The sequence below is a fragment of the Staphylococcus sp. GDX8P80P genome (genome assembly GCF_017893095.1).
GTDB lineage: Bacteria > Bacillota > Bacilli > Staphylococcales > Staphylococcaceae > Staphylococcus > Staphylococcus borealis.
This window is the reverse complement of sequence record NZ_JAESMI010000057.1, coordinates 17882-28435: the sequence shown is the minus strand read 5'-3', so window position 1 is coordinate 28435 and position 10554 is coordinate 17882. Positions and strand designations below refer to the sequence as shown.

9 protein-coding genes are annotated in these 10554 nt (G+C 33.0%); 7 read left to right on the top strand and 2 right to left on the bottom strand.

Annotated features, from left to right (window positions below):
* Positions 1–352 precede the first annotated feature (352 nt).
* Entirely contained in the window at positions 353–1498 is a 1146-nt protein-coding gene (locus KA858_RS06070; RefSeq protein ID WP_210135244.1) for a globin domain-containing protein, read from the bottom strand.
* Positions 1499–1759: 261 nt separating this feature from the next.
* Between KA858_RS06070 and KA858_RS06065 the strand changes: the two genes are divergently transcribed.
* The 6 genes from KA858_RS06065 to rihC all read left to right on the top strand — a co-directional run bounded on the left by KA858_RS06065 (position 1760) and on the right by rihC (position 7407).
* The gene (locus KA858_RS06065; protein WP_053029126.1) at positions 1760–2077 is read left to right on the top strand and encodes a DUF5011 domain-containing protein; all 318 of its coding nucleotides are present in this window, start codon (positions 1760–1762) and stop codon (positions 2075–2077) included.
* Positions 2078–2371: 294 nt separating this feature from the next.
* A complete protein-coding gene (gene qoxA / locus KA858_RS06060) occupies positions 2372–3496 on the top strand; it encodes a cytochrome aa3 quinol oxidase subunit II (protein WP_210135243.1) in 1125 nt (374 codons plus the stop codon).
* Positions 3496–5484: a cytochrome aa3 quinol oxidase subunit I gene (gene qoxB / locus KA858_RS06055; RefSeq protein ID WP_053029124.1), complete on the top strand. Its 1989-nt coding sequence runs from the start codon at positions 3496–3498 to the stop codon at positions 5482–5484. Before qoxA ends, qoxB begins: the two co-directional genes overlap by 1 nt.
* Positions 5474–6079 (top strand): cytochrome aa3 quinol oxidase subunit III, encoded by a 606-nt coding sequence (gene qoxC, locus KA858_RS06050; RefSeq protein WP_011276175.1) that lies wholly within the window; start codon positions 5474–5476, stop codon positions 6077–6079. Before qoxB ends, qoxC begins: the two co-directional genes overlap by 11 nt.
* Entirely contained in the window at positions 6076–6366 is a 291-nt protein-coding gene (qoxD, locus tag KA858_RS06045) for a cytochrome aa3 quinol oxidase subunit IV (RefSeq protein ID WP_053029123.1), read from the top strand. The genes qoxC and qoxD overlap by 4 nt, the downstream gene beginning before the upstream one ends.
* A 141-nt stretch (positions 6367–6507) precedes the next feature.
* Entirely contained in the window at positions 6508–7407 is a 900-nt protein-coding gene (rihC, locus tag KA858_RS06040) for a ribonucleoside hydrolase RihC (RefSeq protein WP_210135242.1), read from the top strand.
* Between the two features lie 217 nt (positions 7408–7624).
* Here the strand turns inward: rihC and KA858_RS06035 are convergent, their stop codons facing one another.
* Positions 7625–8800, bottom strand: coding sequence for a serine hydrolase domain-containing protein (locus KA858_RS06035; protein ID WP_107629805.1), 1176 nt, complete (start codon positions 8798–8800; stop codon positions 7625–7627).
* A 461-nt stretch (positions 8801–9261) separates the two neighbouring features.
* On the opposite strand from KA858_RS06035, the gene KA858_RS06030 reads away from it, so the two are divergent.
* Positions 9262–10536: an LCP family protein gene (locus KA858_RS06030; RefSeq protein ID WP_210135241.1), complete on the top strand. Its 1275-nt coding sequence runs from the start codon at positions 9262–9264 to the stop codon at positions 10534–10536.
* The last annotated feature ends 18 nt before the right edge of the window (positions 10537–10554 follow it).

The window sequence follows — 10554 nt, the reverse complement described above, 5'->3', positions numbered from 1 at the left end:
CATTTTAGAACTACTTACCTAAGAGCCATTGCTCATAGGTTCATTAAAATTAAAGTTCCCCTAGGAGTCTACACAACTACACTTCGTCATCTATCTTAGAACTACTTACGCAAGTGCAGTTGCACTTGTGTTCAATAATAATCAACGCAAGCATCTCGCAAAAAACTTTGTATTTATATGTAATTTTACATTGAAATTCTTTAAAAAAATTAAGGCATACTCATATAATTTAGTAATCATTTCAACACTAAATTAAAGAGGTGCCTTATATATTAGAAACTACACTATAAAATGATTATACGTCTTGCATTAATCCAGTAATGTAGCATATCTTAAAATCCATTATTCTTAATTAAACTGTAACGCTTAATTTTGGTACGAATGTTTCATAATGGATGTGACTTTGATCAACATCTAATGCTTTTAATACTTCAATTACAGATTGAATGAACTTAGCACCGCCACATACATATACTTCAGTATCATCGCTTAAATAGTTTTCAAGATAGTCTTTAGTTAAATAGCCATTTTTTTCTCTATCATAAAGTTCATAATTTGCTTTGTCTGATTTTTGGCTAATAGCTTCTAAATGTGAAGTAAACGGTGTATCGTTAATGTCTCCAGTAACTTGAACAAATTGAGCTTTACTGTCTTTAGCTACTACTTCATTAAACATAGAAACTAGAGGTGTAACACCGATACCTGCACCAATAAATAGTTGTGGTTTTTCAGGATTTGCAACTGCAAATGGACCAACTGGAGCAGACAAGTTAATTGTGTCTCCTTCTTTTAATTCATCATGTAAGATAGTTGAAACTTCACCTTCATGATTAGTAGTTACATCACGTTTAACAGCAAATGTTAAACGTTCTTTTTCTCCTGATACGATTGAGTAATGACGTTTTGCGCGATAAGGTAATTTTTCACTACTTACGTCAACAGTGATATATTCACCCGGTGTGAATTGACTTAAATCATAATCAGTAGATTTAACTGTGAATGCTTTAATATCTGAAGACAATTGTTCAATTTTTTCGATTTCAAAAGGTTTGAAACCATCCCAAAGCATTTCAGCATAAATATCTTTTTCTACTTGAATAAACACATTAGCAATTTCTTGGTAAGCTTTTTTCCAAGTTTGAATAATAGGATGATCATCTTCAAGACCTACAACAGCTTTAATTGCTTCGATTAAATTTTCTCCGACAATATCGTAACCTGCAGGTGGAACTTGTAAAGCACAATGTTTATACGCAATTTCTTTAACAACTGGCATGATATTACCTAAATTATCAATATTCACTGCTGCTGCTAAAACACTTTGTGCTAATGCAGTTGATTGGAACCCTTTCTGTTGGTTCGTTTGGTTAAACATATTTTTCAATTCTGGATGTTGGTTGAACATTCTATTATAAAAATATGATGTAATCTCAGTGCCTTTGTCTTGTAATACTGGTACTGTTTCTTTAATTATGCCTTTTTCTTTTTCATTTAACATGAAAAGTCACTCCCATTTAGTTAAATATTTCAAACCATTTCTTAATTCATTCTATTTCAAAATTGAGATTTTTTAAATCAAATGTACTTAAATTCACAAAACGTTCATTTTACATAATCTTAATATATATTTTTCTTCTTATTATTTAAATTCGTAAAATAATACGATATATTAAGACTATAGTATGATGTTTATTGTCAGAATATATTGTATAGTTTAATTAAATTACTCAATGACTTTATTTTAACGGAGGTTAACTTAATGAATAAACTAATCCAGTCACTTTCAGCGCTAGGCGTCTCCGCAACTCTAGTTACCCCCAACTTAAGTGCAGAAGCTACTACAAATCACTCTCCTGAACTTAGAGGCGTGAATGATATTGTAATTGAAAAAGGCCAAAACTATAATCTACTTAATGGAATTAGCGCCTATGATAAAGAAGATGGCGATTTAACGCATAAAATCACTGTTGATGGTCATGTTGATACTTCTAAAGTAGGTAAATATAAAGTCAAATATAACGTCATTGATTCAGATGGAGCTAAAGAAACTTCTACGCGATACATAGAAGTTAAGTAATGATGACAAGTTTGAGATGAGATGAAATGTCTCATCTTTTTTTATGTCTAAAACCCTTGAAAACACTGAAAATGATAACGTTTCTCAACTACATGCGTATTTCACTTAATTTTGTCATTTTTCACAGAATAGACACATAATTTTAACAAATCTTACATTCCCCGTCATTCCTATTGTTGCTAGTTGTTTCCTATATATATTTATAATTTTTTTTGGATAAGTACTTGTAAATATCGCGTAATAAACTAAAATTAATGATAAGCCCTACATTTGTAGTATTAGGAGGTCAAAAAAGTGTCAAAATTTAAGTCTTTGCTTCTAATGTTCGGCACGCTAATTTTACTTAGTGGTTGTTCGAATGTAGAAGTATTTAATGCAAAAGGGCCAGTAGCAAGTAGTCAGAAGTTCCTGATTATTTATTCAATCATCTTCATGCTTGTTATTGTTGCTGTTGTACTTACCATGTTCGCTATTTTTATTTTCAAGTATAGCTACAATAAAAACAGCGAAACTGGTAAGATGCACCACAATTCTTTAATTGAAACAATTTGGTTTGTGGTACCTATCATTATCGTTATTGCTTTATCTATTCCAACAGTTAAAACTTTATACGATTATGAGAAACCACCAGAAAGTAAGGAAGATCCAATGGTTGTATATGCAGTAAGTGCTGGATACAAATGGTTCTTTGCTTATCCAGAACAAAAAGTAGAAACAGTGAATACATTAACTATTCCTAAAAATCGTCCAGTAGTCTTCAAATTGCAAGCTATGGATACGATGACAAGTTTCTGGATTCCTCAATTAGGTGGTCAAAAATATGCCATGACTGGCATGACAATGAATTGGACTTTACAAGCCGATGAAACAGGTACTTTCAGAGGACGTAACTCTAACTTCAATGGTGAAGGTTTCTCTCGCCAAACGTTTAAAGTTCACTCTGTAGACCAAAGTGAATTCGATTCTTGGGTTAAAGATGCTAAGAGCAAGCAAACACTTAGCCAAGATGAGTTTGATAAACAACTCTTACCAAGTACACCTAATAAAGAATTGACATTCAATGGTACGCATATGGCATTCGTTGACCCTGCAGCTGATCCAGAGTACATTTTCTACGCTTACAATCGTTATAATTATGTTCAAAAAGATCCTAACTTTGTAGCTGAAGAAGACTTGTACAAAGATGTTACTGATAAACCACAGAAACCAGCTCGTAAGGTTCAAATCACTAACGCTAACTATAAGCGTCATGGTATGAAACCTATGATTCTTGGTAACAATGATCCTTATGATAATGAATTCAAGAAAGAAGAGGATCATAACGCTAAGGAAATGGAAAAAATCAGTAAAAGCGCGAAAGACGAAAATGCGTCTAAATTTGGTAGCAAAGCAGACAATGATCATGGAGGTGGACATTAATGAATTTTCCATGGGATCAATTACTCGTTAAAGGTAACTGGATGATTACAATGGCACAAATCGGTGCGCCATTCCTAGTTATTGGTTTAATTGCAGTAATTACTTACTTCAAGTTATGGAAATATCTTTACAAAGAATGGTTCACATCCGTAGACCATAAAAAAATCGGTTTAATGTATTTAATTTGTGCTGTACTTATGTTCGTCCGTGGTGGTATTGATGCGTTACTTTTACGTACACAATTAACAATTCCAGATAATACTTTCTTGGAATCAAACCACTATAACGAAATCTTCAGTACGCACGGCGTTATCATGATTATCTTTATGGCTATGCCATTCATTTTTGGTTTATGGAACGTAGTTGTTCCACTACAAATTGGGGCTCGTGATGTGGCGTTCCCAGTTATGAATAACATTAGTTTCTGGTTATTCTTTGTTGGTATGATTTTATTCAACCTTTCATTCATTATTGGTGGATCACCAGCAGCTGGTTGGACAAACTATGCACCATTAGCTGGTGAATTTAGTCCAGGCCCAGGTGTTAACTATTACCTAATCGCTATACAGATTTCAGGTATTGGTACATTAATGACTGGTATTAACTTCTTTGTAACAATACTTAGATGTAAAACACCAACAATGAAATTCATGCAAATGCCAATGTTTACTGTAACTACATTTATTACGACATTAATCGTAATTCTTGCGTTCCCAGTATTCACAATTGTACTTGCATTAATGACAGCTGACCGCATTTTTGGAACTGCATTCTTTACAGTTGCTGATGGCGGTATGCCAATGTTATGGGCAAACTTCTTCTGGGTATGGGGGCACCCTGAGGTTTATATCGTTATCTTGCCTGCATTTGGTATTTACTCTGAAATTATTCCAACATTTGCTCGTAAACGTTTATTCGGTCACCAAAGCATGGTGTGGGCAACTGCTGGTATCGCATTCTTAAGTTTCTTAGTTTGGGTTCACCATTTCTTCACAATGGGTAATGGTGCATTAATCAACTCATTCTTCTCAATTTCAACAATGTTAATCGGTGTACCTACCGGAGTTAAACTCTTCAACTGGTTATTAACATTGTATAAAGGACGTATTACGTTCGAGTCACCTATGCTATTCTCATTAGCCTTCATCCCTAACTTCTTATTAGGTGGGGTTACTGGTGTAATGTTAGCGATGGCATCAGCTGACTATCAATATCATAATACTTATTTCTTAGTAGCTCACTTCCACTATACATTGGTTACTGGTGTAGTATTTGCCTGCCTAGCTGGTTTAATCTTCTGGTATCCTAAGATGATGGGTTACAAATTAAACGAAAAATTAAATGCATGGTGTTTCTGGTTATTCATGATTGGATTTAACGTATGTTTCTTACCACAATTCATTCTTGGATTAGACGGAATGCCTCGTCGTTTATACACTTACATGCCTTCTGATGGTTGGTGGTTATTAAACGTAATCTCTACTATTGGTGCATTATTAATGGCTGTTGGTTTCCTATTCTTAGTAGCAAGCATCGTATACAGTCATATCAAAGCTCCACGTGAAGCTACTGGAGATAACTGGGATGGTCTTGGACGTACTTTAGAGTGGTCAACTGCTTCTGCAATTCCACCTAAATACAACTTTGCTATCACTCCAGATTGGAATGACTATGATACATTTGTTGATATGAAAGAACATGGTCGTCATTATTTAGATAACCATAACTATAAAGACATTCATATGCCAAACAATACACATACTGGTGTGTTTATGGGTATATTCATGTTATTAGGTGGTTTCTTCTTAATCTTTGAAACGATCGTCCCTGCTATAATTTGTTTAGTAGGTATTCTTGGTTCATTAGTTTACCAAAGTTTCGTTCAAGATCATGGTTATCATATCCCTGCTTCTGAAGTTGCTGAAAATGAAGCTCGCTTAAGAGAAGCTCGTATTAAAGAAAGGGAGGCTGTAGGTCATGAGTCATGATACAAATACTGTTGATTCACGTACGCACGAAGGTCAATTAAATAAACTTGGCTTCTGGATTTTCCTTACAGCCGAATTCTCGTTATTCGGTACCTTATTTGCAACATTATTAACGTTGCAACATGGTGGCGATTACGCAGGCAAAATGACAACTGAATTATTCGAGTTACCGCTTGTATTAATTATGACATTTGCCTTATTAATCAGTTCTTACACATGTGGTATTTCAATTTATTACATGCGTAAAGAAAAACAAAACTTAATGATGTTTTGGATGATTCTTACAGTACTTTTAGGTTTAGTGTTCGTTGGATTCGAGATTTACGAATTCGCTCACTATGTTTCTGAAGGTGTAACACCACAAATTGGATCTTATTGGTCTAGTTTCTTCATCCTATTAGGTACACATGGTGCCCACGTGTCATTAGGTATTGGCTGGATCATTTGTTTATTAATCCAGGTAGCTACACGTGGTCTTAATAAATACAATGCTCCAAAATTATTTATCGTAAGTTTATACTGGCACTTCTTAGATGTTGTTTGGATCTTCATCTTTACTGCCGTATATATGATAGGGATGGTGTATAGCGGATGAATACAATCGTAAAACATACAGTTGGCTTTATAGCCTCAATCGTCTTGACGTTATTAGCAGTTTTCGTAACTCTATACACAAACATGACATTCCATGCTAAAACAACAATCATCTTTGGCTTTGCATTTATTCAAGCTGCAGTTCAATTATTAATGTTCATGCACTTAACTGAAGGTAAAGATGGTCAAGTACAATCGTTCAAAGTTATCTTTGCGATTATCATCACGTTAGTGACTGTTGTTGGTACGTATTGGGTTATGCAAGGTGGACATTCTCACCACTTATAATTTAATATTTATCTCACTAAAAGAACCTGTTATGAAACGCCTTAGCGTTTCAAACAGGTTCTTTCTTTATACTTTCATTTACGATCTTAGATAAGTTATCTTTATATTAAACCAATCATTATATAGGAGATGAATTGAATAATGCGTTTACCATTAATTATAGATACAGACCCAGGTATTGATGATGCAGCTGCATTAAGTGTCGCCCTATTACATCCATCTTTTGATGTTAAAATGATATCTACTGTTAACGGAAATGTTGGTATCGAAAAAACGACTGCAAATGTACTAAAATTAAAAGCTTTCTTCAACAGTGACGTACCAGTTCATAGAGGTGCTACAAAACCATTAATAAGTAAGGTTATTGATGCTAGTCATGTTCATGGAGAAAGTGGTATGGATGGTTATGACTTCCCTTCTATATCAATAAATCAATTAGCATCAACTAATTCAATAACTGCAATGAGAGATATTCTCTTACAAACAGACACCCCTATCACAATCGTTGCTCTAGGACCACTTACGAACATTGCTTTATTAATAAGTACATTTCCAGAAGTTAAAGATTTTATTAAGGAAATTGTCTTAATGGGTGGTAGTGCTGGACGAGGTAATGTAACACCGCTTGCTGAATTTAATATTTATAGCGATCCTGAAGCAGCTCATATTGTGTTTGATAGTGGTCTCCCTATTACAATGATCGGCCTTGATTTAGCGCGACAATCTTTATTAACGCATGACTATCTAGCGTCATTCGAACATATGAGTCGAACAAGTGCAATGCTTTATCAACTCTTTCAACATTATAGAGAAAAGGACTTTGCTCAAGGGTTAAAATTATATGACGTCTTTACTGTACTCTATCTACTCGACACAGATAGTTATGAAACACATCTGGTTGATGTACAAATTGAACTACAAGGTACACTGACTAGAGGTGCTACAGTTGTCGATTTTGATTCTCCATATCCAAACAGTACAATCGTTACATCAAGTTTAAATGATAACTACCTTTCCATATTCAAACACACACTTAAATAAAAACTATGGGAGTAAAGAACGACTTCAATATGATTTCGTTTCTCCACTCCCAATTTATTTTTGGAATATTTTTATGTCCTTCCTATTATTAGACCCTTTTCCAATAAGGATAACTAAAGTTGATAAAACTAAATTTAAAGGTCCTCTCACTCTATCCAGCTAATATCGATATTATATAGCCCTATAGATTAACGTTGCCTCAAATGCACGACTTTATTTACTTCGTTTCATAAATATTTTGACCTAGTAATTGATAGTAAATATGTGAAATCGTCGACTCATTGGATAGCTTAGCATTATCAACTTTATTAGTCGCCAATACAATAATGTAGTCTTTATTAAAGTACACAGTATATATTTGACCAAAGAATACACCATTAATTCGATTGACTTGTGGTGTCGCATAGAAGCCATATCTATATGACTCTGGGTATTTAGTACTTCCAATTTCTTGAAGCAATGAGGTTGTCACCGTTTGATTAAAAATATTGTTTTGCTGTAAGTCATTAACTAATCGTGCCATATCATGCGTAGACATGTATAAATTCCCAGCACCGTAGTATTGCTCTAAAATATTGGGTTTCATCTTTTTTAATTTATTATTTTTAACTTTATAACCCGTAGCCATATTCTCTTTAAAAGGCTTTTCATTAAAGAAAGCACTGTGTTCTAAGTGATAAGGTTCAGCTAGATATTTATAGTAATTTTCTACATAAGATTGATGTGTGACTGATTCGATAACCTGTGCTAATACTAAATAATTCGCATCATTATATAAATGTTTATGATAATACTTATTGTTGATCCCTCTTCTTTGAATATCGTGTACTGCTCCATCTAAACTTTTAGTATCTGGATTAGCACTAAATTTATATAAACCACTTCTATGTAACATTAAATCTTTCAGGGTAATGGTTTTATTTGTCTTGAACCAAGGTAGATATTTCGTAACAGAATCATTCATATTTATTTTGTTTGATAATTCTAAATGCTTGAGTATTAAGCCAGTAGTAAATTTTTGTGCTGAGCCAATTAAATACATCGTATTTGTGTTGTTTTTTTTCTTACTACCCAAATTTTGGTAACCGTAGCCTTTATCAAGCATTAATTTCCCATCTTTTAAAACTGTGATCGATCCATTAAAATGAACATTCTTTAAATATGTATTAATTTGTTTAATACTATGATCATCCGCTTGAACCGTTTTTAACTTAGGCGCCTTTTTGTGGTGTTTATCTCTATGTTCAATATATGTCTTATTATCGTTCACATTATTATATGCACTATCTTTAATACTGTAATTAGTCACTTTAACGACAAATAATATGACGAGAAGCACTAATACGATTAATACTAAAATAAAAGCTATAATTTTTAATTTGTTATTTTTCATGAGGTCCCTCTTACATCTAAAATAGAAGCGTGTCTAAATCAAAAACTATTCTATCTATATTATTTTTTTATTCATTCAACATTTTATATTATATAACACAACATCATTGAATTCATCTTTCTTTAATCATACACGTATCATTTTTAAATTCATCATACTTTAGTATGATAAAGTATAGATTAATGCAACGAAATCTCTTTTTTTAATTTTATTTTAATTATGTAAATCTTGTATTAAAATTAAAGTTGTAATTTTCTCCAAAAAGTAATACAATTTAAGGCTATGAGAGTATAGAACATATTAATTCAATTCATTTTAACACCTTTGACTATAAACAAATTACGAAAACTAAAAACTTTATCTTTGATTTTTATGATTTTGCTTAAACAACCACATAGTTGTGTTTATTTTTCGAATTATAAAATCACTTATAAAAGATAATATGTATAGGAGCAAATGCTATGAACCGATTTTTAAAATATTTTATGATGCTACTCACATTAGTATTAATCGTTGTTCCTGTAATTTTTATCATCAATTTGTACAAAACTTCTGAAAGTGCAATGCAAGACTCTTATGATAAGACTGATTCAAAACGTCAGTCGAGCATTCGAGAAGGTATAGTAAATCCTTCTAAAGACGCCGTATCACTCTTATTCTTAGGTATCGATGATAATGAAGGTCGCCGAAAAAATGGCCAAACAACGGAACACTCTAGAACAGATTCAATGATTCTTTCTACCTTTAGTCCTGACAAACGTCAAATTCGCTTACTGAGTATCCCACGTGATACGATTAGCTACATTCCTAAAGTTGGTTATTACGATAAAATAACGCATGCACATGCTTATGGTGGACCTGTTGCTGCAATGGATTCTGTCGAAGCTACTCTAAATGTTCCAGTTGATTACTATGTACGTGTGAATATGGATGCGTTTGTTGAAGCAGTAGATGAACTTGGTGGGATTTATTACGACGTCCCTTATGACTTAAATGAACCAAATACAGACGACAGCGGTAGAATTAAAATAAAAAAAGGATACCAAAAACTGAACGGTGACGAAGCGTTAGCTGTTGCAAGAACAAGACACCATGACTCTGACTTAAAACGCGGCGAAAGACAAATGGATTTAATTAAACTGCTATTCCAAAAAGCTAAAAGTTTAGATTCATACGATAAATTAGATGACTTAGTACAAATAGTTGGGAAAAATGCCAAACACAATTTAACCGCTTCTGAAATTAAATCACTCGCATCTATGTATTTATCTGATGATATTGAATTTAAAACATCTCAACTTAAAGGTGAAGATGATTACCTACAAAACATTTACTATTACAATCCGAGCGTAAGTAATATTATGAAATATTCAAATATATTGCGTTCTGATTTAGGACTATCTAAAATAACAGATAAGGATGATTTCTTAGATCAACGTGTAATTAAACATTACGGCACACTAATACCACTTACACCTCTTGATCAGTCATTATTGAAAAATAATCAAAAAGATACATCTTCTACTGATGATAGTACTGATAATTCAGCAAGTAACGATAATACAACTGAAACACAGTCAACAGAAACAGATAATTCAAATTCATACGGTGGTTATGGCCAAAATAGTCAGGGTACTACGCAAAACGATAATTACAGTCAAACCAACAATTATAATCAGACAAATCAATCCGATTCATTTAATAACAACCAAAATCAAACAAATCAATTATATTAATTGGGAGGATCACATACT

Excerpts from the sequence above, each read along its gene's own strand:
- KA858_RS06035 (WP_107629805.1), bottom strand. The coding sequence starts at position 8,800 with ATGAAAAATAACAAATTAAAAATTATAGCTTTTATTTTAGTATTAATC.
- KA858_RS06030 (WP_210135241.1), top strand. The coding sequence starts at position 9,262 with ATGAACCGATTTTTAAAATATTTTATGATGCTACTCACATTAGTATTA.
- KA858_RS06070 (WP_210135244.1), bottom strand. The coding sequence starts at position 1,498 with ATGTTAAATGAAAAAGAAAAAGGCATAATTAAAGAAACAGTACCAGTA.
- qoxC (WP_011276175.1), top strand. The coding sequence starts at position 5,474 with ATGAGTCATGATACAAATACTGTTGATTCACGTACGCACGAAGGTCAA.
- KA858_RS06065 (WP_053029126.1), top strand. The coding sequence starts at position 1,760 with ATGAATAAACTAATCCAGTCACTTTCAGCGCTAGGCGTCTCCGCAACT.
- qoxB (WP_053029124.1), top strand. The coding sequence starts at position 3,496 with ATGAATTTTCCATGGGATCAATTACTCGTTAAAGGTAACTGGATGATT.
- qoxD (WP_053029123.1), top strand. The coding sequence starts at position 6,076 with ATGAATACAATCGTAAAACATACAGTTGGCTTTATAGCCTCAATCGTC.
- rihC (WP_210135242.1), top strand. The coding sequence starts at position 6,508 with ATGCGTTTACCATTAATTATAGATACAGACCCAGGTATTGATGATGCA.